The 22,082-nt window shown below is 62.5% G+C and carries 17 protein-coding genes, 1 pseudogene and 1 riboswitch; of the genes and pseudogenes, 3 read left to right on the forward strand and 15 right to left on the reverse strand.

What is annotated here, in order from left to right; all coding sequences use genetic code 11:
- Window positions 1-10: 10 nt before the first annotated feature.
- The 12 genes and pseudogenes from BUS12_RS06800 to BUS12_RS39250 all read right to left on the reverse strand — a co-directional run.
- A pseudogene (locus BUS12_RS06800) lies at window positions 11-1,591 on the reverse strand (MFS transporter); the annotation flags it as partial.
- A gap of 454 nt (window positions 1,592-2,045) precedes the next feature.
- Window positions 2,046-3,350 carry an NAD(P)/FAD-dependent oxidoreductase gene (locus tag BUS12_RS06815; RefSeq protein WP_074294910.1) on the reverse strand — a complete coding sequence of 435 codons (1,305 nt, stop codon included), beginning with the start codon at window positions 3,348-3,350 and terminating at the stop codon, window positions 2,046-2,048.
- Window positions 3,350-4,642, reverse strand: coding sequence for an NAD(P)/FAD-dependent oxidoreductase (locus BUS12_RS06820; protein WP_074294912.1), 1,293 nt, complete (start codon window positions 4,640-4,642; stop codon window positions 3,350-3,352). Before BUS12_RS06820 ends, BUS12_RS06815 begins: the two co-directional genes overlap by 1 nt.
- Window positions 4,643-4,709: 67 nt before the next feature.
- Window positions 4,710-6,296 (reverse strand): DUF3138 family protein, encoded by a 1,587-nt coding sequence (locus tag BUS12_RS06825; protein ID WP_074294914.1) that lies wholly within the window; start codon window positions 6,294-6,296, stop codon window positions 4,710-4,712.
- A gap of 43 nt (window positions 6,297-6,339) precedes the next feature.
- A complete protein-coding gene (locus BUS12_RS06830; RefSeq protein ID WP_074294916.1) occupies window positions 6,340-7,245 on the reverse strand; it encodes an ABC transporter permease subunit in 906 nt (301 codons plus the stop codon).
- Window positions 7,242-8,213 carry an ABC transporter permease subunit gene (locus BUS12_RS06835; protein WP_074294918.1) on the reverse strand — a complete coding sequence of 324 codons (972 nt, stop codon included), beginning with the start codon at window positions 8,211-8,213 and terminating at the stop codon, window positions 7,242-7,244. Before BUS12_RS06835 ends, BUS12_RS06830 begins: the two co-directional genes overlap by 4 nt.
- Window positions 8,210-9,376 carry an ABC transporter ATP-binding protein gene (locus BUS12_RS06840; protein ID WP_074294920.1) on the reverse strand — a complete coding sequence of 389 codons (1,167 nt, stop codon included), beginning with the start codon at window positions 9,374-9,376 and terminating at the stop codon, window positions 8,210-8,212. Before BUS12_RS06840 ends, BUS12_RS06835 begins: the two co-directional genes overlap by 4 nt.
- A 205-nt stretch (window positions 9,377-9,581) precedes the next feature.
- Window positions 9,582-10,715 (reverse strand): polyamine ABC transporter substrate-binding protein, encoded by a 1,134-nt coding sequence (locus tag BUS12_RS06845; RefSeq protein WP_074294922.1) that lies wholly within the window; start codon window positions 10,713-10,715, stop codon window positions 9,582-9,584.
- 76 nt (window positions 10,716-10,791) lie between these two features.
- The gene (locus tag BUS12_RS06850) at window positions 10,792-12,228 is read right to left on the reverse strand and encodes an aspartate aminotransferase family protein (RefSeq protein ID WP_074294924.1); all 1,437 of its coding nucleotides are present in this window, start codon (window positions 12,226-12,228) and stop codon (window positions 10,792-10,794) included.
- 35 nt (window positions 12,229-12,263) lie between these two features.
- Window positions 12,264-13,598, reverse strand: coding sequence for a glutamine synthetase family protein (locus tag BUS12_RS06855; RefSeq protein WP_074294926.1), 1,335 nt, complete (start codon window positions 13,596-13,598; stop codon window positions 12,264-12,266).
- 31 nt (window positions 13,599-13,629) lie between these two features.
- The gene (locus tag BUS12_RS06860; RefSeq protein ID WP_074294928.1) at window positions 13,630-14,424 is read right to left on the reverse strand and encodes a gamma-glutamyl-gamma-aminobutyrate hydrolase family protein; all 795 of its coding nucleotides are present in this window, start codon (window positions 14,422-14,424) and stop codon (window positions 13,630-13,632) included.
- Window positions 14,425-14,723: 299 nt separating this feature from the next.
- Window positions 14,724-14,945: a hypothetical protein gene (locus BUS12_RS39250; protein WP_429285803.1), complete on the reverse strand. Its 222-nt coding sequence runs from the start codon at window positions 14,943-14,945 to the stop codon at window positions 14,724-14,726.
- Window positions 14,946-15,410: 465 nt separating this feature from the next.
- On the opposite strand from BUS12_RS39250, the gene BUS12_RS06870 reads away from it, so the two are divergent.
- From BUS12_RS06870 to speB, 3 genes are all read left to right on the forward strand, one after another.
- Complete coding sequence (locus BUS12_RS06870; RefSeq protein ID WP_074294930.1) at window positions 15,411-15,962, forward strand: cupin domain-containing protein; 552 nt, start codon at window positions 15,411-15,413, stop codon at window positions 15,960-15,962.
- Between the two features lie 91 nt (window positions 15,963-16,053).
- Window positions 16,054-17,541 (forward strand): aldehyde dehydrogenase, encoded by a 1,488-nt coding sequence (locus BUS12_RS06875; protein WP_074294932.1) that lies wholly within the window; start codon window positions 16,054-16,056, stop codon window positions 17,539-17,541.
- Window positions 17,542-17,673: 132 nt separating this feature from the next.
- Complete coding sequence (gene speB / locus BUS12_RS06880) at window positions 17,674-18,636, forward strand: agmatinase (protein ID WP_074294934.1); 963 nt, start codon at window positions 17,674-17,676, stop codon at window positions 18,634-18,636.
- Between the two features lie 26 nt (window positions 18,637-18,662).
- Here the strand turns inward: speB and BUS12_RS06885 are convergent, their stop codons facing one another.
- The 3 genes from BUS12_RS06885 to BUS12_RS06895 form a co-directional block, all read right to left on the reverse strand.
- A complete protein-coding gene (locus tag BUS12_RS06885; protein ID WP_083640279.1) occupies window positions 18,663-19,946 on the reverse strand; it encodes an MFS transporter in 1,284 nt (427 codons plus the stop codon).
- Window positions 19,943-20,476, reverse strand: a complete 534-nt coding sequence (locus BUS12_RS06890) for a MarR family winged helix-turn-helix transcriptional regulator (RefSeq protein WP_074294938.1) — start codon at window positions 20,474-20,476, stop codon at window positions 19,943-19,945. The genes BUS12_RS06885 and BUS12_RS06890 overlap by 4 nt, the downstream gene beginning before the upstream one ends.
- A 103-nt stretch (window positions 20,477-20,579) precedes the next feature.
- On the reverse strand, window positions 20,580-21,812 hold the full coding sequence (locus BUS12_RS06895) for a D-amino acid dehydrogenase (RefSeq protein WP_074294940.1): 1,233 nt from the start codon (window positions 21,810-21,812) through the stop codon (window positions 20,580-20,582).
- A gap of 41 nt (window positions 21,813-21,853) precedes the next feature.
- Window positions 21,854-21,967, reverse strand: a riboswitch (glycine riboswitch).
- Window positions 21,968-22,082: the final 115 nt, after the last annotated feature.

The raw sequence follows: 22,082 nt of genomic DNA on the forward strand, positions 1-22,082 counted from the left end.
GTAGCCCTGATTAGTTCGTGCTTGCCCGAGCGCTCGAGATTTTCGCAGCAGCCGCGAACCGCGTTTCAGGAAGAAAGACCAGGCCAATCACAAACGTACAGGACGCGACCACGACCGGGTACCACAGTCCGTAGTAAATATCGCCTGTCGCGGCGACCATCGCGAAGGCGGTCGCCGGCAGGAAGCCCCCGAACCATCCATTGCCGATGTTGTATGGCAGTGATGTAGCGGTGTAGCGAATCTGCGGTGGGAAGAGTTCAACCAGCCATGCTGCGGCCGGGCTGTACACCATTGTCAGATAGACGATAAGGATGGTGATGAGCAGTACCAGCATCGGCCGATTGACGTCAGCCGGCACGGCGGTCGCTGGGTATCCGCTCGACGCCAGAGCGTGCGCCACTTGCGCATCGAACGCCGCTGTCTGTGCCGCGAACTGCGAGCGCGACAACCCCTTGCCGTCGACTGCTGAAATCACCTGCTCGCCTATGTGGATGGAGGCCACGGTGCCTGGCGGTTGTGCGACCGTACTGTATGGAACGGCGTTGCGCGCGAGCGCGGCTTTGGCCGAGTCGCAGGAACGGGTGAACGATGCGGTTCCAACGGGGTTGAACTGCAGTGAGCACTCTCCAGGCGGCGCATATACCGTAACCGGGGCCATGGTGTGCGCGTGTTCGAGCTGCGGATTCGCGTAGTGTGCGATTGACTTGTAGATTGGAAAATACGTCACCGCGGCCAGCAGACAGCCCGTCAGGATAACGGGCTTGCGTCCAATCCGGTCCGACAGCCATCCAAAGAAAACGTAGAACGGCAGACCAAGGACAAGCGCTATCGCAAGCACTTCGTTTGCAATCCGCCCGTCGACCTTGAGGGTTTGCAACAGGAAGAACTGAACGTAAAACTGACTCGTGTAAGCCACCACGCCCAAACCCGCGGTACAACCGAGTAGCGACAGGAGAACCGTCATGGCGTTGCGACGATTGCCGAAGGTGTCGCGCAACGGCGACTTTGAGCGGGTTCCCTGGACCTTCATCTTCTCGAACTCCGGACTCTCTTTGAGCTTGAGGCGAATCCACATCGACACGCCCAGAAGCGCAATGGAGAACAGGAACGGTATCCGCCAGCCCCACGATGCGAACTGCTCTTCGCCGGTCAGGGTGCGGACGCCGAGAATGACGAAAAGCGAAAGAAGAAGCCCGCCTGTGCCGGTGGTCTGAATCCACGACGTATTGAAACCGCGATTCGACGGCGTGGAATACTCGGCGACATACGTGACGGCGCCGCCATACTCTCCGCCGACCGCCAGTCCTTGCAGCAGTCGCAGCGCAATCAGTGCTATTGGCGCGGCCATGCCGATCGTCGCATACGACGGCAGCAGGCCCACTATGAACGTCGGCAATCCCATCAGGACAATGGTGATAAGGAACGTGTGCTTCCGTCCGCTCATGTCGCCGAGCCGCCCGAAGACCAGGGAACCGAAGGGCCGAACGATGAAACCGGCGGCGAATGCCAGCAAGGCGAATATGAACGATGCGGTCGGATTGACGCCCGAGAAAAACTGCTTCGCGATAACGGTCGGGACCGTGGCTGAAAGAGGCCGACTGGGTGCTGTCCTGCGTAGTGGGGACCCAATCGCTTGAGGTCGCGACGCAGTGCTTCGGGTACATGCGGCGCGGCGCCTCGTTCGCCGACTTTACGACCGCCGCGCCCGACCTGAAGCGGCAGGCAGCGGCCGTGGCGGGAAACCCGACGATGCGTGCTTGCGGCCGGTTTCGCACTCTTCGACGCAGGCCTGTATCCCACGCTCATTACCGATCTTACGGTTGGCTCGTCACTCGACAGATCGGGCCAGCTAGGGATCAAGCTCTGGACGCATCATTTCCGGCAGACCATCTCGAGAGCCGAAGTGCTCGCAGGGTTGCAGGCTTGACGCAGATTCATGGTGTCGCGCCGCTTGCATACTTGCGGATGCGACGGCTCAATTGCGGTCGGCCAGGACGAAGTCCGTGCCTGGCCGATCCCGTCTGCAACGTTAGCGAGATCGAGCGCTACAACAACTCCCGAATCCGGTGGTACAACATCCCGAGCTCGAGCGCAGGCCCACGCAACGCCGGCCCACCCGGAAAGCGCGCATGCCGCAGCTTCGCGAACAGATCGAATGCCGCCGTCTCTCCCGCCATAGCCTGCGCCACGACGCGCCCCGCGATCCCGGTCAGCGCCACGCCGTGCCCCGAAAACCCCTGCACGTAGAAGTAGTTCGGATCGATGGAGCCAAAATCCGGCGCACGATTACGCGTGACGTCCACAAAACCGCCCCACGCGAATTCGACCCGCGCATCGGCGACTTGCGGAAACACGCCAACCATCCGCTTGCGAATCTGCTCCGACAACTGCGCGGGCGACGCACCCGTCGAACTGGCGCGTCCACCGAACAGCACCCGGTGATCGGCGGACACGCGGAAGTAGTCGAGAAAGAAATTGTTATCGCAGACAGCAGCGCGTCCCGGTATCAACGCAGAGGCACGCGCTTCGCCAAGCGGCTCGGTAGCGACGATATACGAAGCGATCGGCGCGATACGTGCAGCAACGCCGGAAGGCAGCACGTTGCCGATGGTCGCGTTACCGCAGGCAGCGACAAAGCGGCAGCGCACTTCACCCGTAGCAGTCCGCACGACCGGCTGCGCGCCGCGCACGACTTCAAGCACCGGAGAGTGCGCGAACAGCCGCGCGCCTTCCTGTCTCGCCGCCTCGGCCAGGCCGAGACAATATTTGAGCGGATGCAGATGCCCGGAAAACGGATCGTAGACGCCGGCCAGATAGCGTTCCGAGGCGACGCGCGCACGGACTTCATCCGTATCGAGCCACGCGAGTTTCGGATAGCCCCAGCGCGATGATGCATCCTCCATCCACGAACGCAGGTCGGGCACGCGTTTCGGTTTGGTGGCGACGGTCAGATAGCCCGACGTGAAATCGCACTGGATGCCATACCGTTCGATGCGCTCGCGTACCAGCCTGACGCCTTCCACCGACATCGCCCAGGCCGCGCGCGCACCCTCGAGTCCGAGTTGCTTTTCGATGACCTCGTCTTTCGCGAAACCCACCAGCGTCTGGCCGCCATTGCGACCCGATGCGCCCCAGCCGGGACGATGCGCGTCGAGCACGATCACAGACAAACCACGCGCCCGGCATTCGAGCGCGACGGACAAGCCGGCGAAACCCGCGCCGATCACGCAGACGTCGGCCTCGAGCGTGCCCTCGAGCATCGGATCGTCGGCGAGCGGGCGCGTAACGCTGGCTTCGTAATAGGAGTTGCGGATCAACGCATCCGCGCGGCGGTCGAGACTGTCGGTCATCAAAGCAGGTCCTTCATTCGATACCAGGCCATCGCGAGCACGAGGGCAGGGGTGCGCAGTGTAGCGCCGCCCGGGAAATCGCGGTGGCGAATCTTGCCGAACAGGTCGAAACGCGCGGCCTGGCCGTGGATCGCTTCGGCAATCAGCTTGCCGGCGAGGCCCGTTGTGTTGACGCCATGGCCGGAGAAGCCTTGCGCGAAATACACGGTTGGCGAGAGACGGCCGAAATGCGGCGCGCGATTCATCGTGATATCCACAAAGCCGCCCCACGCATAATCCACCTTGACGTCGGCCAGTTGCGGGAACGTCTTCAGCATATCGCGGCGCATCGCTTCGCCCAGATTGCGCGGCGCAAACGTCGAGTAGCTGACCTTGCCGCCCCACAATACGCGATTGTCGGGGGCGGGCCGGAAATAGTCGAGCACGAAGCGGCTGTCACAGATCGCCGCCTGCGCGGGCATCAATGCCTGGGCACGGGCGGCGTCGAGCGGTTCGGTGGCGATCACATAGGTGCCCACCGGCATGATCTTGCGCGCCACGTCCGGCGCGAGCGCGCCGAGCCAGGTATTGCATGCGAGCGCAACGAACTGCGCCTGAACCTGGCCGCGCGCGGTTTCGATCACATGCCCGCTGCCTTCGCTGCGCATGTGGGTCACGCAACTGTCTTCGAAAATCTGTACGCCGGCGGCACGCGCGGCGCGCGCGAGGCCCAGCGTGTAATTCAATGGATGCAGGTGGCCGCTGTCCGGATCGAACAGGCCGCCCAGGTAGCGGGTGGACTGCACATAGTGGTCGAGCGACTCGCGCTCGATATAACGGAAACGGTCGTAACCGAAGCGTTGTTGTGCCTCGTCACGCCACTCGCGCAATGCCGCGACATCACGCGGTTTATTTGCCGCATGCAGATAGCCGAACTGGAGATCGCAGTCGATCTGGTGCTTCGCCACGCGCTCCCTGACGATATCCAGCGTCTCGAGTCCCATCGCCCACATGCGTTTGACGTCTTCTGCAGGCATGTGCTTCGCGAACGTATCCATATCGCACGCAAAGCCGCCGATCAACTGGCCGCCGTTGCGGCCGCTCGCCGCCCAGCCGACTTTGGACGCTTCCAGCACCGCGACCGAATAGCCGCGTTCAGCGAGGTTGAGCGCAGTCGAGATGCCGGTGAGGCCGGCGCCGATCACGCACACATCCACTTTCAAAGGGCCGTCGAGCGGAGCGTGACGGGTTGTATCGTTGAGCGTCGCGGCGTAGTACGACGCGGCGTGAGGCTGGTTCGCGAAACGGAGCATAGGCAGAACACATGAAAAGCCGAAACGCGTTGCCGCACAGCGAGGCGCCGCGCTTCGGCTGGACTGATTAGAACGAGTAGATGAACTGCGTCGCAAGGATGTCGTTGGACTTGCTGTACGAGCCGTCGTTGCGCAGGAACACATTCTGGCTGGCCCAGTCGTGCCGGTATTCCACCTTCACAGTAATCTGCTGGGTTGCGTAGAACAGCACGTCGAGCGCGACGTCCTGGTGGGTGGCGCCCTTGCACTCGAAGCCGTGGTTCGACGAGTTGGCGAGACAGTTCGCGCCAATGCCGAAGCCGTCGGCCGTATCCATGCCGTTCGAGTTCAGCGCAATGCCACCGCCGCCGCCGCCGTTCTTCTGGTCGACCAGCAGGTCGTAGCGCAGGGTCGCGCCCATGCGGCCCACCGTCGGCAAGGTGAACTTGCGGTGCGCGAGCAGCGACAGACCGTACCACTGTGCCTGGCCGCCGTTGTACGCGGCGTTCTGCTGCTGGCCATAGTCGAGCTCGGCGTTGTACTGCACGTCGGCGAGCGTGTAAGCCGCATCCGCTTCGGTGAAGAAGAACGTCCCGAAGGCGCTCGGCGCTGCACCGCCTACGCCATACACCGGCGTGCCATCGGAATTGATTCCGGAGGCGAGCGTCTGGCGGCCAATATTGAACGAACCGCCGATATCCAGCGCGCTAGACCACGTATAGTCGACGCGACCCGTGAACGTTGGGATCTTGTTGCTGCTGGTGATCGGATCGCCCAACGCGTTGGTGCCCGTCTGCACCACCGAGCCATAGGTGCGGTATTGTTCGTTGCCCAGCATGAACTTCCACGCCCAGTTGCTGCCGTCGCCCGTGTAGTTCACGCCGACACCCACGTAGCTGCCCGGATCCGAGAAGTCGTACAGCAGGTTGTGCGTGAGCGTCACCATCTGGTTCGACTGCTGCACCTCGTAGCCGCCGAAGCTGGGCATCAAGCCCGCCACGAAGGTGGTCGTCGCCGTCACCGGCACGGTCACCACCGCGGTGTTCAGGATGTTGTCGCTGATCGTGCCATGTTCGTTCTGCAGCAGCGTGATGCCGTTGCCGCGGTTCGGCATCAAGGTGATTTCAGCCGACGGCGCCATCGGGCCGACACCGAAGGTCTTCTTGATGTCGAGGTAGAGATCGCCGAAGGTGCTGTTGAAGTAGTTGTAGCTGCTTTCGTGGTTCGCGAACAGGAACGATGAGCTGCTCAGATCGCGGTTATACATGTAGGTGGGGTCGATATAACCCGTCACCGACAGACCCGCGATCGGCCCGGTGTTTTGCGCATCCACCAGCGAATCGACCTTCAGTTGCTGATTGGCGATCTGCTGCTTCATCGAGTCGACCTGGTCGTTGGTCAGCGTGGCCTGTGCCTTGCCGTAGTCCGGCGACGAGATATCCACCGGCGCCGCGGCCACGGCAGGAGCCGCAGCCGGTGCTGCCGCCGGTGCTGCCGCCGGTGCCGCCGCGACCGCTTTGGGCTTGGCCGCCACTTCCGCCCGCAACTGCTTCACTTCTTTTTGCAACGAGTTCAGTTGCGCCTGCAACGCCTTGATCTCATCGCTGGTGGCGTCTGCCATGGCCACACCAGGCAGACTCCCCGCCACTAGCAGGCAGATGAGTTTCTTTCTCATGCACATTCTCCTTGTTGGTCGTATTGCTAGAAACTGCTTGGGCTCAGGCGGTACCGAGCGATTTGCGCACGGTAGCGGGTTGCGGGGTAACGGGTGCGGCGTCGGCGGCCTCCGCCACGGCGAAGGCCATCTGCATGTCGCGGGTACGCTTGCGTTCGCGGACCTGCATCCAGCGGTTGACGGCAATCACCCCGACCGTCACCACGCTGATAAAGATCGTTGCGAGCGCATTCATTTCCGGATTCAGTCCGAGACGCACGCGCGAAAACACGACGAGCGGCAGCGTGGTGGAGCCGGGGCCCGAGAGGAACGCGGACAGCACGAGGTCGTCGAACGAAAGCGTGAACGACAGCAGCCAGCCGGACATCAACGCCTGCGAGATCAGCGGCAGGGTGATCAGGAAGAACACCTTGAACGGCGTTGCACCGAGATCGAGTGCGGCTTCTTCAAGCGACTTGTTCAGCTCCTTGACGCGCGACTGCACGATGATCGCCACATAGGACACGCACAGCATCACGTGACCGATCCAGATCGTCAGCAGGCCGCGGCCCTTCGGCCAGCCGAGCATCTGTTCGAGCGCCACGAACAGGAGCAGCAGCGAGATGCCCTGAATCACTTCAGGAATCACCAGCGGCGCGTTGATCATGCCGGCGAACAGCGTGAAACCGCGAAAGCGGCCGAAGCGCGCGAGCACGAAACCGGCCCACGTGCCGATCACGACGGACGCACAGGCGGTCAGCAGACCGATCTTGAGCGAGAGCCAGGCGGCGCTCAGCAATTCGTCGTCCTGCAGCAGCGCGCCATACCATTTCAGCGAGAAGCCGGACCATACGGTGACGAGCTTCGATTCGTTGAACGAATACACCACGAGGCTGATGATCGGGATATAGAGGAACAGAAACCCGAGCGTCAGGACGGTGTTGGACAGCTTCCTGTTTGGCTTGATCATTTCGCGCCCTCCAGTTCCTTGACCTGGTAGTACTGAAACACGGCCATCGGCACGAGCAGCAGCAGAACCATCGCGACCGTCACGGCGGATGCCATCGGCCAGTCCATATCGTTGAAGAACTCGTCCCACATGACGCGGCCGATCATCAGCGTGTCGGCGCCGCCGAGCAGTTCGGGAATCACGTACTCGCCCACCGCCGGGATGAACACCAGCAGGCTGCCGGCGATGATGCCGTTCTTCGACAACGGCAAGGTGATGCGGGTGAAGGCGGTCCACGGTTTGGCGCCGAGGTCGTAGGCGGCTTCGAGCAGCGTCAGGTCCATCTTCACCAGGTGGGCGTACAGCGGCATCACCATGAACGGCAGGTACGAATAAACCATGCCGATATAGACGCCGATATCGGTGTGGTATAGCCGCAACGGCGAATGGATCATGCCGATCGCCATCAGCGTGTGATTGAGCAGGCCGTCGTCCTTCAGGATGCCGATCCATGCGTACACGCGGATCAGGAACGACGTCCAGAACGGCAGCATCACGCCCATCATCAGCAGGTTGCGCTTGGCCGGTTCCGAGCGGGCGATGTAGTACGCCACCGGATAGCCGATCAACAGGCAGAAGAAGGTCGAAATGGCCGCCATCTTCAGCGAGCTGATGTAGGTCGCGATATACAGGTCGTCCTGCAGCAGAAACGCGTAGTGACCGAGCTGGATCGCGAAGTGCACGACCCCGTCCTTCATGCTGAGGAGGTCCGTGTACGGCGGAATGCCGAGCCGCAGATCGGCGAAGCTGATCTTCAGCACCAGCACGAATGGCAACGCGAAGAACAGCGTGAGCCACAGGAACGGCACGCCGATCACCGTCGTGCGGCCCGACGGCAGCAGGGCGCCGAGCCGTTTTTTCAGCGCGGCGAGCGCACCGCTCGCGTGCGGCGCATTCAGCGCCGGGGAGGTGGGGGCGGGCGTTCTCATTGCGTCACCACTACGCCGCTAGCGGGCGACCAGTAGACGAACACGTCGTCGTTATAGGCGGGCGCGCCTTCGCTCATCAGATGCGAGCTGGACAGGTTCGAAACGACCGTCTTGCCGCTCGGCAGGCGCACGTGATACAGCGAATAGCTGCCCATGTATGCGACGTCCGAGACCACGCCACGGGCCCAGTTATGCGGCGTGCCCGGCTTGTCGCGCGAGACCTTCACGCGTTCCGGACGCACCGAGATGCCCACCGGCATGCCGAGCGGCCCGGTAATGCCGTGGCTCACATACATGCGTGCTTCAAGGTCTTCGCTTTCGACGAAGATGTGGTCCGGTTCGTCCTCCACCACCACGCCTTCGAACATGTTGGTCGAGCCGATGAATTCGGCCGAGAAGCGGCTGTTCGGAAACTCGTAGACCTGCGAGGGCGTACCGATCTGCACGATGCGGCCTTCGCTCATCACGGCGAGCCGTCCGGCCATGGTCATGGCCTCTTCCTGATCGTGCGTCACCATCACGCAGGTCACGTCGACCTTCTCGATGATGTTGACCAGTTCGAGCTGCGTCTTCTGGCGAATCTTCTTGTCGAGCGCGGACATCGGCTCGTCGAGCAGCAGCAGCTTGGGGCGCTTGACGAGCGAGCGGGCGAGCGCCACGCGCTGCTGCTGGCCGCCGGAGAGCTGATGTGGCTTGCGGCCCGCGAACTTGCTCATCTGCACGAGGTGGAGCGCATCCGCGACGCGTTCCTTGATTTCGTTCTTCGGCGTGCCTTCCTGCTTGAGACCGAAGGCGATGTTCCCCTCGACGCTCATGTGCGGAAACAGCGCGTACGACTGGAACATCATGTTGACCGGGCGCTTGTACGGCGGCATGGCGGCGAGGTCCTCGCCGTCGACGAAGATGCGGCCCGAGGTGGCCGTCTCCAGGCCGGCGAGCATGCGCAGAAGCGTGGACTTGCCGCAGCCCGAACTGCCGAGCAGTGCGAACAGTTCGTTCTTCGCTATGGTCAGGTTGACATTGTCGACAGCGACGCTGTCGCCGAATTTCTTCACGACGTTTTCAATCCGGACGAATTCATCCGGTTTGCTTTTGGTCGTCACCGCGAGTTTGGCCGCTTGAGGTGTTGCCTGGGCGGCGTTATTTGAGGTCGTCGAGTTCATGGTGTAACCATTCCTTGCGGATCGCGGGCGTAAGCATCCCCGTGTGGGGCGCGCGAGGCGGCTCACAAAGGTCTGCTGCGATCGGGAAACATGGGACTGCGCTTGCAAGGCGCAGGCTGACTGCCTTATTGCCTGATTCAGGCGGAGAGGGATCGAGCGATCCCTGCTCCGCGATTAAATATGCTTATCGGCTATGAGTAAAAAATCAGTGGCCGGTTTTGAGCTGAGCCCAAAGACGGTTTTCAAGGCGCAGGATGTCGCTCGGCATCGGCTTCATCAGCGTCATCTTGCTCAGCACTTCGTCACCCGGATAGACGGTGGTGTCCTGAGCGACACCCGGCGTCACGAACTGACGGGCTGCCTTGTTGGCGGTCGGGTAGAACACTTCGTTGGTGATGGCGGCGTTGACCTTCGGATCTTCGATGTAGTTGATCCACTTGAGCGCGGCTTCAGGGTGCGGTGCATCCTTCGGGATCACCATCACGTCGAACCACAGCAGGCCGCCTTCCTTGACGTTGGAGAACTTGACCGTGTACGAGCGCTTCGCTTCAGCGGCGCGGCGGCTGGCGATGCCGACGTCGCCCGACCATGCCACGGCGACGCACACGTCGTTGTTGGCGAGGTCGTTGATGTAACCGGACGAGTTGAACTGGGTGATATACGGACGGACTTTCTTCAGCACTTCGAAGGCGGCCTGGTAGTCGGCCGGGTTCGTGCTGTTCGGGTCCTTGTGCATGTATTGCAGCACGGAGGCGAATACGTCGACGGCCTGGTCGAGGAACGACACGCCGCAACCCTTCAGCTTGGAGAGGTTGGCCGGATCGAACACGAGGGCCCAGCTATCCACCGGTGCATTGGCGCCGAGCGCTTTCTGCACCGCTTCCACGTTATAGCCGATACCGTCCGTCCCGTAGGCCCAGGGTACGCCGTACTGGTTACCCGGATCGGCGTCGGTGATCATCTTCATCAGAACCGGGTCGAGATTCGCCAGGTTCGGCAGCTTCGACTTGTCGAGCTTCTGGTACACGCCGGCCTGAATCTGCTTGGCCATGTAGTTCGAGGTCGGCACCACAATGTCGTAGCCCGAACTGCCGGCGAGCAGCTTGGCCTGCAGCGTGTCGTCGCTATCGTAGTTGTCGTACTTGACGTGGATGCCATCCTGCTTCTCGAAGTTCGGAATCGTGTCCTTGGCGATGTAATCCGACCAGTTGTACACGTTCAGATCGGTGTCGGCCGCAAGCGCCGGTGTGACCGACAGCGCCGCAAAGCTCGTGACGGCGAGAAGCGCGGCCCCCGCGACCGCATGACGAAGATGACGTCCAGTATGACTAGCGCTCATGACTTTTTTTCCCTTGAAGTTGAAGTCCCGGCATGAGCGCGTGTCGTGATGCGCCCACGCCGGAAAAGAACTGCCGTTACGAAATTCCGAGTTGTTGTGCGGTCGCGTCAATGGCCTTTTTCGCCTTCGACACGATCTCGTCGATCTCCTGCTTCGTGATCACGAGCGGCGGCGACAGCAGCATCCGGTCGCCGGTGGCGCGCATGATCAGGTTGCCGTTGAAGCAGAAGTCGCGGCAGATCGTGCCGACCTCGCCTCCATTGGCAAAACGCTTGCGCGTTTTCGGTTCCTGCGCGAGTTGCAGGCCGGCCACCAGCCCCACACCGGCGATATCGCCGACGATCGGATGGTTCGCAAAGGTGTCGCGCAGCTTCTTCTGGAAGTACGGGCCCGTATCGGTCTTGACGCGCTCGATGATTTTTTCGTCGCGCAGCAGCTTCAGGTTGGCGACCGCCACGGCTGCCGCGACCGGATGGCCGGAGTAGGTGAGGCCGTGATTGAAGTCGCCGTTCTCGATGATCGCGCGGGCGACGCGGTCGTGCAGACCCACTGCGCCCATCGGCACGTAGCCGCTCGTCAGACCCTTGGCGAGCGTGATGAGGTCGGGTTCGAAGCCGAAGTGCTGATGCGCGAACCATTCGCCGGTGCGGCCGAAACCGCCGATCACTTCATCGGCCACCAGCAGGATGTCGTACTTGCGGCAGATGCGCTGGATTTCAGGCCAGTAAGTGGACGGCGGGAAAATCACTCCGCCCGCTCCCTGGAAAGGCTCACCGATAAACGCGGCGACGTTCTCTGCACCGACCTCGAGGATCTTCGCTTCGAGTTGCTGCGCGCGGGCGAGGCCGAATTCTTCCGGCGTCAGGTTGCCCTCGGCTTCGCCGAAGAAATACGGCTGGTCGATGTGGACGATGTTCTCGACCTTCGAGGGCATCTGCTCATGCATGTAGCCCATGCCGCCGAGCGTACCGCCGGCAATCGTCGAACCGTGGTAACCGTTCTTGCGCGAGATCACCACTTTCTTCGCTGCCTTGCCTTGCGTCGCCCAGTATTGATGGACGATGCGCAGCACGGTGTCGTTGCCTTCCGAACCGCTGTTGCAATAGAAGAAGTGGTTGAAGGGCGCCGGCGCCAGTTCCGCGAGCAGCGCGGAGAGTTCGATCACCGGCGGATGCGTGGTCTTGAAGAAGGTGTTGTAGAAGGGCAGTTCCTGCATTTGCCGGTATGCCGCGTCCGCGAGTTCCTTGCGGCCGTAGCCGACGTTCACGCACCACAGGCCCGCCATGCCGTCGATGATCTGATTGCCTTCGGAGTCCCACAGGTACACACCCTTGGCCTTCACGATCACGCGGCTGCCGGCCTTGTTGAGCGAACCCATGTCCGAAAACGGATGGATGTGGTGCGCGGCGTCGAGCGCGCGATATTCGGCCGTGCTGCGTTGTTGCGAAACCTGCGCGGCTGCAGCCGGCTGGGCCGGTTGCACGTACGCGACTTCTTCTGTTCTGTAGCTCATGTTGCCTCCAGTTGTTCTGTTTGCTCAGGCGCGTCCTAGACGTGCAGCAGCAAATGCCGGCGTTCCCACGAACTGATCACGCGGAAGAACGCTTCGTATTCGGTTTCCTTCAATGCCAGGTAGGCCTTGACGAATTTCTCGCCGAGCACTTCGGCGATCGGTTCGCACGCGCCCATCAGCGTCAAACCCTCTTCGAGATTGCGCGGCAGTTGGTAGGGCAGTTCGTAGCCATCGCTGATCAGCGGTTCGGTGGGGCGCAGATTTTGCGTCATGCCGAGATAGCCGGCCGCGAGTGTGGCGGCAATCGCGAGGTACGGATTGCAGTCGACACCCGGAATGCGGTTTTCGATGCGGCGCGCAGCCGGGCCCGAATGCGGAATCCGGAAGCCCACCGTGCGGTTGTCGTAGCCCCACGCTACGTTGATCGGCGCTGCCATGAAGCGCGAGAGCCGGCGGTACGAGTTGATGTACGGTGCAAAAATCGGCATCAACGCCGGGGTGTACTTCTGCAGGCCGGCGATATAGCCGTCGAATAGCTGGGTGGGCTTGCCGTCGGCGCCGGTGAACAGGTTGTGGCCGCTTTCCTCGTCGACGAGACTCTGATGCATGTGCATCGCCGAGCCCGGTTCGTTTTCCATCGGCTTGGCCATGAACGTCGCATACATCTTGTGACGCAGCGCGGCCTCGCGCACCGTGCGCTTGAACAGGAACACGCTGTCCGCGAGCTTGAGCGGATCGCCGTGCATGAAGTTGATTTCCATCTGCGCCGCGCCGACTTCGTGAATCAGCGTGTCGACTTCCAGTTCCTGAATGTCGCAGTACTCATAGATGTCCTCGAAGAGCGGATCGAATTCGTTGACCGCTTCGATCGAGTACGCCTGACGGCCCGTCTCCGGACGCCCGGTCCGGCCGATCGGCGGTTGCAGCGGCAGATCCGGGTCCTTGTTCATGTCGACGAGGTAGAACTCGAGTTCCGGCGCGATCACCGGCTTCCAGCCCTTTGCCTTGTACAGTTCGAGCACCTGACGCAGCACCCGGCGCGGCGAGATCGCCACGGGCGTGCCGTCGAAGTGCACGCAGTCGTGAATCACCTGCGCGGTGGGGTCGACAGCCCACGGGATCAGGCGAATGGTCGATGCATCGGGAACGCAGACCATGTCCGGGTCGGTGACGCCGGTCAGGGATCCGTCTTCCGGATAGTCCCCCGTGACGGTCTGGATCATCACCGCTTGCGGCAGGCGCATGGATTCGCCGGATTCGAACTTGCTGCGCGGAATGATCTTGCCGCGCGCGATCCCGGCCATGTCGGGAATGATTGCTTCGATCTCGGTGATGCGGTGTTGCTTCAGAAATTCGTCGATGTCTTGCATGATTGTTCTCTCAGTTTTTGCGCGGACCGGCCTAGGCGTGCGTGGCGGCGGTGGATACCGCGCCGTGGCCGGCCCTGGTGCGCATTCGATCGCGGCATGCGTCGCCGAACGCCCGGAAGATCGCGGTGGACAGCGCGTCGCTCGCATGCTTCCACTCGGGGTGCCACTGCACACCCAGAGCGAAGGCGCGCGCATCCTTGACGCTCACCGCTTCGATCAATCCGTCCGGCGCAGTGGCTTCGGCCACAAGGCCGTTGCCCAGCCGCTCGACGCCCTGGCCGTGCAGGGAATTCACCCGCGCTTCGTTCGCCCCTGCCGCGAGGCGCTGCAACAAGCCGCCTCGCGTCAGTGCGATGGAATGCGACGGTGCGTATTGCACGTCCAGTTCGTCTTCCTTGTTCTCGCGGTGATCGTTCAAGCCGGTCACTGCGTGAACGCTTTGATGCAGCGTCCCGCCAAACACCACGTTCATTTCCTGAAAGCCGCGACAGACAGCAAGGACCGGCACACCGGCGTCGATGGCCGCGGCAAGCAGCGGCAGCGTCGTCGCATCGCGTGCGGCGTCGTGCAGCGTGCCCGGCGCACTGGCGTGGCCGCCGTAATGCTGCGGTTCCACATTCGAATAGCTGCCGGTAAACAGCAACCCGTCGACCGCCTCGAGAATCTCGGCGGCGGCCTGACGGTTGCCGAGCGCGGGCAGCAGCATCGCCAGCGCCTGTGAGCCGTCGACCACGGCAGCGATGTACTTCTCGCCCACCGTGTGCGACGGGTGCACTCCCATCATCGTTCTATCGGCGCTAATGCCGACCAGAGGTCTGGTTCGCATGACTAATTGAATGGACGTGTTGGTTCCCCGCGGGATGCGGCACGAACAACGTTAAAACAGGCGCGGCACGATTCCGCAGCCGTGCGCAGGGCGCAAAGCCACCAGAAGTCCAGGCGGGGGTCGTTAGCGGACCGCGCCGCGCGTTGCTATCAGGAAGACCGTTCGATTCAGCCCGTTATCCGGCGCGATCCGCAGAACATGCGCACACGGCAGGCGAAACAAGGCACGCATAAGCGCGGACGCCATCAAAGGCGCGCTCAGGCAAACAGGTGAACCGAACGGTAAGCGGGAGAGAGGCGCTACGGCAGCAGCGAAGCGACTTCGTCCGTGCGTACGGCGATGAAAGCGCGCGCAGAGACGGAATTGTGGCGTCGGACAGAACGGCGGGACAGGATCGTGAAGACGGACAGAAAGCGGCGAAACGCAAGGCTGCCGTTGCTGCCGTCGGCGATGGTGCCTTCAGGACGAAGACATCTCGCCTGACTGCGTTCCCACCTAACCAAAGGGCCTCGGACTCTCACGATTACACTCGACTAGCGACGTTGAAAGTATTGAACGCCTCGCTCCAGAAACGCACCGTGCGTTTAAAGAAACGTGACGCGGGATGATCGCCGGGTAGCCTCGCGAATCGGGATTACCCGCTTCGCTGCGCCGCAAAACACTGTGTTCAGCGTCTGTGACGTAGGCATGACGATCGCCTGTGAACCAGCATATACGAGCCAATATTGCCGTCAAATCATTTTTATAAAAGATTTATCAGGGCTTACCCGAGGCAATAGGCCTAAACCCGGGGGTTGGGTATGCTCGTTGCGTAAGTCAGTATTTCGAAATGCTTGCAGGGTTTTCCCCAGCAGCGGCGGCAATAAAGTGATTAGAATATTCAACACTCGCGCCGGTCGTGCATGACCCATGTGTGCCCAATGCGTGACCTGTGTCCGATTTCTGCCTGTTTCCTAAACCGGTTCATCCACTCTGAGAGTGCAGCGATGTCCATCGAAGTAGCGACCCGCTTGCAGTACATCCGTAAGAAGAATGGCCTGTCTCAGCGCGAGCTGGCCAAGCGGGCGGGGGTCACCAACGGCACCATTTCGTTGATCGAACAAAATCGCGTGAGCCCCTCGGTCGGTTCGTTGAAGAAGCTGCTCGAATCCATTCCGATGAGCCTCGCCGAGTTCTTTACGTTCGAAGTCGAAGCGGACTGCTCCGTGGTGTCGCGCCGCGTCGACATGCCGAATCTCGGCAACGAGTCGATTGAGTTCTATCTCGCCGGTGCGGGCGTAAAAGACCGCAACATGGGCATCCTGCGCGAGGTCTATCAGCCGCTCGCGGACACGGGGCCGGAAATGCTGGTGCATACAGGACACGAGGGCGGCGTGATCGTCAGCGGCCAGATCGAATTGACCGTGGACGGCGCCACATGGCTGCTCGACCCCGGCGACAGCTACTACTTCGAAAGCCGCCGGCCGCATCGTTTTCGCAATCCCAGCGCGGAACACGTCTGCGAAATCGTCTCGGCGAATTCACCGCCGAGCTTCTAGACATTCCGCGTCAACGTCGTTGCGACGCGCGTGATGGCTGCAAGGGCAACCCTCACGTTGAACGTCGAACGCATAACATTGAGGCATCCTGATGGAAAAGACTCTCGCTTACTGGCAAGACAAGGCCGCAACGCTTTCAATCGAAGGCCGCGCGTTTATCGACGGCGAATATCGCCATGCAGCCAGCGGGCGCACCTTCGATTGCCTGAGCCCGATCGACGGCAAGCTGCTCGTCAAGGTGGCCGATAGCGCCAGCGAAGACGTGAACGCAGCCGTGGCCGCGGCGCGGCGCGCCTTCGACTCGGGTGCCTGGTCCGGCCTGAATCCGCGCAAACGCAAAGCAATCCTGCTGCGTTGGGCCGGTCTATTGCGCGAGCATCTCGACGAGCTGTCGCTGCTCGAGACGCTCGATGCGGGCAAGCCGATCGGCGATACGACCTCGGTGGATGTGCCGGGCGCGGCGTATTGCGTCGAGTGGTTTGCCGAAGCGATCGACAAGATCGGCGGCGAAGTGGCCCCGGCCGACCATCATCTGGTCGGGCTCGTCACGCGTGAGCCGATCGGTGTGGTGGCCGCGGTGGTGCCGTGGAATTTCCCGATCCTGATGGCGTCGTGGAAGTTCGGCCCGGCTCTCGCCGCGGGCAACAGCGTCGTGCTGAAGCCCTCCGAAAAATCGCCGCTGACGGCCATTCGTATTGCGCAGCTCGCGCATGAGGCCGGCATTCCGGCGGGCGTGTTCAACGTCGTGCCGGGTGCGGGCGAGCCGGGCAAACTGCTGGCCTTGCATCCCGACGTCGATTGCCTGGCCTTCACCGGTTCGACCAACGTCGGCAAGCTGATCATGCAGTACGCCGGCCAATCGAATCTGAAGCGCGTGTGGCTCGAGCTCGGCGGCAAGTCGCCGAACATCGTGATGCCCGACTGTGCCGATCTCGACCGCGCCGCCAATGCGGCAGCGGGCGCGATCTTCTACAACATGGGCGAGATGTGCACGGCGGGTTCGCGCCTGCTCGTGCATCGCGACATCAAGGACGTGTTCCTCGACAAGCTGATCGCAGCGGCGCGCAGTTATACGCCGGGCAATCCGCTGGATCCGAAGACGTCGATGGGGGCGATCGTCGACCAGGTGCAACTGGACCGCGTGTTGAGCTATATCGAGGCCGGACGGGCGGAATCGAAGCTGCTGCTCGGCGGCGGCCGCGTGAAGCAGGAAAGCGGCGGCTACTATATCGAGCCGACCATCTTCGACACCAAGGCGGATGCTAAAATCGCCCGTGAAGAAATCTTCGGACCGGTGCTGTCGGTGATCACGTTCGATACGGCCGAAGAAGCCATCAGGATTGCCAACAATAGCGAATACGGTCTTGCCGCTGCGGTCTGGACCTCCAACCTCACCACCGCGCATGAAATGGCGCGCAGCCTGCGGGCCGGCACGGTGTGGGTCAACTGCTACGACGAAGGGGGCGATATGAACTTCCCGTTCGGCGGCTACAAACAATCGGGCAACGGCCGTGACAAGTCGTTGCACGCACTGGAGAAGTACACCGAGCTGAAGTCTACGCTGGTGCGGCTGCGCTAAAGGATTCGCAAGCCAGCGCGGCGGTGCGTCGTTCCGGCGCCGTCGCGTTCCCAATGAATCCGAAGCCGGGTGATACGCGCACAACCTCAGGAAAACCGCGTGTGTTGCCGGCATGTTTTATCAGGTCATCCCATGACTGAACTCCTCTATGGCGACGGTGCAATCCGCCGTCCGTCCCTCTACGGGTCCTCGATCGAAAATACCTATGCGGGCGTGCTGTCGTTCATGCGACGCAAGTACACGCGCGAACTGGCCGGGGCCGATGTGGTCGTTTCCGGCGTGCCGCTCGATCTGGCCACCACCTTCCGCTCCGGCGCGCGCCTCGGTCCCGCTGCGGTGCGGGCGGCGAGTGTGCAGTTGTCCGAGTTGCATCCCTATCCGTGGGGCTTCAATCCGTTCGACGATCTCGCCGTGACGGATTACGGCGACTGCTGGTTCGACGCGCACAACCCGATGACCGTCAAGCCGGCCATCGTCGAGCATGCCCGCACGATTCTGCGTTCGGATGCGAAGATGCTGACGTTGGGTGGCGATCACTACATCACCTATCCGTTGCTGATTGCGCATGCGGAGAAGTACGGCAAGCCCTTGTCGCTGATCCATTTCGACGCCCACTGCGATACCTGGGCCGACGATAGTCCGGACAGCCTGAATCACGGCTCGATGTTCTACAAGGCGGTGAAGGACGGCCTGATCGATCCGAAGACGTCGGTGCAGATCGGCATCCGCACGTGGAACGACGACTTCATGGGCATCAACATCCTCGATGCGGCGTGGGTGCATGAGCATGGCACGCGCGCTGCGGTGGAGCGGATCATGTCGATTGTCGGCGAGCGTCCCACGTATCTGACCTTCGATATCGACTGTCTCGATCCGGCTTTTGCACCGGGCACGGGCACGCCGGTAGCCGGCGGCTTGTCGTCGGCACAGGGGCTCGCCATCGTGCGGGGCCTGGGCGGCGTGAACCTGATTGGCGCGGACGTCGTCGAAGTGGCGCCCGCCTACGACCAGAGCGAGATCACCGCCATTGCCGCCGCGCACATTGCCTGCGACGTGCTGTGCCTGTGGCGGCAACGCAAGGTAGCGGGGCGTTGACGTTGTTGTAAGCAGTGCGGCCGGCGTCAGCTCGCGGAGGACGCTTCGCGAGGTTGGCGCCGGCCTTCCAGTAGACCGAGTGTGTATATGGCAAGCGCGCCGCTGGCGAGCGCGAGTTGCCACATCAGCATGTCGCTGCCTAGTGCCTTCATGGCGAAGCCGGCGAGCAACGGACCGGCAATCGAGCTGACCGTGAAGGTCAGCGAAACCAGCCGCATGTTGCGGGTCAAGGCGGCTTTATCGCCGCTTGCGGCGGCGAACATCCCTAGCGTGATAAAGGCGCTATTCATTCCACCCAGCAAGACTGCGCTCGCCGCCAGCAGCCCCGACGCAGGCGCGGCCAGGGCGAACGACACGACTGCGAGCGCGCTTGCTGCTGCACAGACGACGACCGCTGCGGCGAGACTGACGCGCTGGGCGAACCAGCCAACCGGAAACTGCAACGCCATCCCGCCGATACCGAAGCAGGTGAGCAGGGTAGCGGTTTGTGTCGCGCTGAGTCCGCGTCCGTCGGCGAAGAGCGGAAAGAGGCCGTAGAGCGCGCCGTCGCCGAGACCACCAAATGCCACGACCACCATGCCGAGACAGACGAGCGGGCCGATTGCCGTTGTTTGGGACCTGGCCTTGGCAGGTTCGGTTGCGACATGTGCGGGTAAGTGAGGTTGCAGTGCTAGCTCGCGGGTCTGCGGCGTTGTTGGCGCAGCGAGCGGATTCGCCGGACGTCCGCTTGAGCGCGCAGCGTTGGGACGGCGCGACTCGGCAGCGGTCAACCATAGCGGAATCGCCGCGGCAAACGTGAACAACGCCCCCGCACCAAAGGTGATGCGGCCATCGACGGCGCACCACGTTGCAAGAGCCGGCCCGATTACACCGGCCGCTGCGATCAGCGCTTCATGAATGCCGACCACCCGGCCACTGGCCCGCTCGGGCACTAGTCTGTACAGCCAGGTTTCATTGGCGATCCAGCGCAGGCCGATGCCGAGTCCGGTCAGCATGCCGGGAATTAGCCACCACGGCCACGCCAGCCAGCCTATCGTTGCGAATGCAACGATGCTCGCCGCAAGCCCCAGCGTAACGGTTGCCTTTGCACCGATTCGCTCCGCCAGATGCGGCGCCGCCAGCAGCCCCGCGACCATGCCGGCCCACTGGGCAGCGGAAAACAGCCCCGCGCGCGGTGCGTCGAGGCCGTGATGCGCCAGCCAGACCGGCAACACCATAAAACCGATCCCGAACTGACCGATCTGCGCCAGCGCCGACACGGCGGTCAGCGCGCCGATCGCACGCCAGCGCACCGGCGTCGCGGGATTCATGAGCCGCTCCGTTCGGGCATCGGCAAGCCCTGTTCGCGGCATTCGACCGGGCAACCTGCTGCGAGGCACGGACCGTCGTCGCATAGACGACACAACTGCATGGCATGCGCAGGGTCGCGCGTTTCATGCCAGAGAATCTTGATCAACAGGTCTTCGAACACGACCCGTTCGTCGTCATCGAGCCGGCTTACCACGCGCTGCAGCATGCGTTCGCGCGCTGTCTGCATGCGCTTCGCTTCGCGCCGGCCAGCAGTGGTCAGCGCCAGCGCCACCGCGCGTTTGTCGGCGCCTGGTTTCTTTTCGATCAGGCCGGCCTCGACCAGACCCGCCACCGCGCGGACGGCCGCCGGATGCGACAGATCGACCGCATCGCGCAGCACTTCAATGGAGGAATCCGGATACTGGCCCACCGCATTGAGGATGGCGCGCGCCGTGGGACCGGCGAGCGCGGCCACGGTGGTCTGCGCATTCATCTCGTCCGTCACCAGCAGGGCGAGCACCCCAAGCAGATTTTCTGTGCGCTGCGTCATGGCAATACCTCAATGTGTGCGGTCTGCATATATGCATGATGCACACATTGAGGAGGGAGCGCAAGTTTACTTTTGCGGTGGCGAGTCAGCCTGAAATCGCCGCTTAGGCCTGCTGCGTCCTCGTTGATGCGATCACATCGGCCACGCCCGTAGCGGTCGCAGCGGACAGCGTCCAGCCAAGATGCCCGTGTCCGGTGTTATAGAACACGCCGGGCAGGCGGCCTTTGCCGACCTTTGGCAACATGCTGGGCAGCATCGGACGCAAACCGGCCCATGGAATGACGCGCGACGTATTCACCTGCGGGAAGTAGCGACGGGTCCATTCGGTGAGCGGAGCAATGCGTTCGGCGCGGATATCGCGATTGAAGCCGTTGATTTCGGCTGTGCCGGCCACGCGGAAGCGGTCGGCGCCGAGACGGCTCGTGACGATCTTCGCGCTGTCGTCGAGCAGGCTGACCCAGGGCGCGCCTTGCTGGCTCGCGGCGTCGTCGAGGCACACGGTGATCGAATAGCCTTTGACCGGGTAGATGTTGACCCGGTCGCCGAGCATCGACGCGAATGCGCGGCTCTTCACGCCGGCACACACGACGATCTGCGCAAACGTCTGCTGAAACGGCTCGCCCGCCTGCTTCGCGGCGACGCTGAAGGCGCCGGCGGAATCGCGCGTGATCGACGCAATCTCCGTGTCGTAGCGGAATTCGACGCCATGACGCTCGCACGCTTGCGCGAGGCCGCGGGTGAACTTGTGGATGTCGCCGGTCGAATCTGAGGGCGTGAAGAAGCCGCCGTGGAAGGCGCCGTCGAGCGTCGGTTCAATGCGGCGAATGTCGGCCACGTTCACCGCGTTGCGCTCGAGGCCGCCTTCGTTGAGCAGCGCATTCACCTTCGCTGCTGCATCGAACTCCTTGCGGGTCTTGTAGACGTGCAGAATGCCGCGCTTTTCGAGGTCGAAATCGATCTGCTCGCGCGCCGCAATCGAAAACAGATGCTCACGCGCGGCGATCGCCAGCCGCACGGTTTCGATGGTGTTGGCACGGTAATGCGGAATCTGCCGCAGGAATTCGCCCATCCACGAGTACTTGTGCCAGCTCGGCAGCGGATTGAGCAACAGCGGGGCGTCGCGCGTCAGCATCCAGCGCAGGCCTTTGACGACCGTGGCGGTGCTGTTCCACACCTCGGCGTTGCTGACCGATAGCTGGCCGCCGTTGGCGAATGAGGTTTCCATCGCGGCGTAGCGGTGGCGTTCGAACACGGTTACGTTGAAGCCGCGTTGCGCGAGGGCGTAAGCGGTCGTGACGCCGGTAATGCCGGCGCCAATGATGGCGATGCGTGACATGTCATGGTCCAGAGTGAGTGAGCAGGGCCGTTGCCGGCTTCCATGCCCCATCTGTCCATGTACCTGAGAGTTTCTTTCCGCGCGCATCCCGTTGCCGGGCGGGCGGAAATCCCCTTCGGTGGGCGCGTTAAGCGCCGCTCTCCAGATGTTCCCGCTGGGCGGTCCTTGTGCCTGAGAGTTTCCGGGGCGGTTGCTCCGTCGGCGCCGTCACCGCATTTCTGCGTGACAGTCTCTCCCGCGACAGCGTGTAGAACGGCGTAACGGTAGCCG

Origin of the sequence: Paraburkholderia phenazinium (assembly GCF_900142845.1) — a bacterium.
Lineage (GTDB): Bacteria > Pseudomonadota > Gammaproteobacteria > Burkholderiales > Burkholderiaceae > Paraburkholderia > Paraburkholderia phenazinium_A.

What these genes read in the sequence shown, in the direction of transcription:
- BUS12_RS06815 (WP_074294910.1), bottom strand. Translation starts at nt 3,350, where the DNA reads ATGACCGACAGTCTCGACCGCCGCGCGGATGCGTTGATCCGCAACTCC.
- BUS12_RS06820 (WP_074294912.1), bottom strand. Translation starts at nt 4,642, where the DNA reads ATGCTCCGTTTCGCGAACCAGCCTCACGCCGCGTCGTACTACGCCGCG.
- BUS12_RS06825 (WP_074294914.1), bottom strand. Translation starts at nt 6,296, where the DNA reads ATGAGAAAGAAACTCATCTGCCTGCTAGTGGCGGGGAGTCTGCCTGGT.
- BUS12_RS06830 (WP_074294916.1), bottom strand. Translation starts at nt 7,245, where the DNA reads ATGATCAAGCCAAACAGGAAGCTGTCCAACACCGTCCTGACGCTCGGG.
- BUS12_RS06835 (WP_074294918.1), bottom strand. Translation starts at nt 8,213, where the DNA reads ATGAGAACGCCCGCCCCCACCTCCCCGGCGCTGAATGCGCCGCACGCG.
- BUS12_RS06840 (WP_074294920.1), bottom strand. Translation starts at nt 9,376, where the DNA reads ATGAACTCGACGACCTCAAATAACGCCGCCCAGGCAACACCTCAAGCG.
- BUS12_RS06845 (WP_074294922.1), bottom strand. Translation starts at nt 10,715, where the DNA reads ATGAGCGCTAGTCATACTGGACGTCATCTTCGTCATGCGGTCGCGGGG.
- BUS12_RS06850 (WP_074294924.1), bottom strand. Translation starts at nt 12,228, where the DNA reads ATGAGCTACAGAACAGAAGAAGTCGCGTACGTGCAACCGGCCCAGCCG.
- BUS12_RS06855 (WP_074294926.1), bottom strand. Translation starts at nt 13,598, where the DNA reads ATGCAAGACATCGACGAATTTCTGAAGCAACACCGCATCACCGAGATC.
- BUS12_RS06860 (WP_074294928.1), bottom strand. Translation starts at nt 14,424, where the DNA reads ATGCGAACCAGACCTCTGGTCGGCATTAGCGCCGATAGAACGATGATG.
- BUS12_RS06870 (WP_074294930.1), top strand. Translation starts at nt 15,411, where the DNA reads ATGTCCATCGAAGTAGCGACCCGCTTGCAGTACATCCGTAAGAAGAAT.
- BUS12_RS06875 (WP_074294932.1), top strand. Translation starts at nt 16,054, where the DNA reads ATGGAAAAGACTCTCGCTTACTGGCAAGACAAGGCCGCAACGCTTTCA.
- speB (WP_074294934.1), top strand. Translation starts at nt 17,674, where the DNA reads ATGACTGAACTCCTCTATGGCGACGGTGCAATCCGCCGTCCGTCCCTC.
- BUS12_RS06885 (WP_083640279.1), bottom strand. Translation starts at nt 19,946, where the DNA reads ATGAATCCCGCGACGCCGGTGCGCTGGCGTGCGATCGGCGCGCTGACC.
- BUS12_RS06890 (WP_074294938.1), bottom strand. Translation starts at nt 20,476, where the DNA reads ATGACGCAGCGCACAGAAAATCTGCTTGGGGTGCTCGCCCTGCTGGTG.
- BUS12_RS06895 (WP_074294940.1), bottom strand. Translation starts at nt 21,812, where the DNA reads ATGTCACGCATCGCCATCATTGGCGCCGGCATTACCGGCGTCACGACC.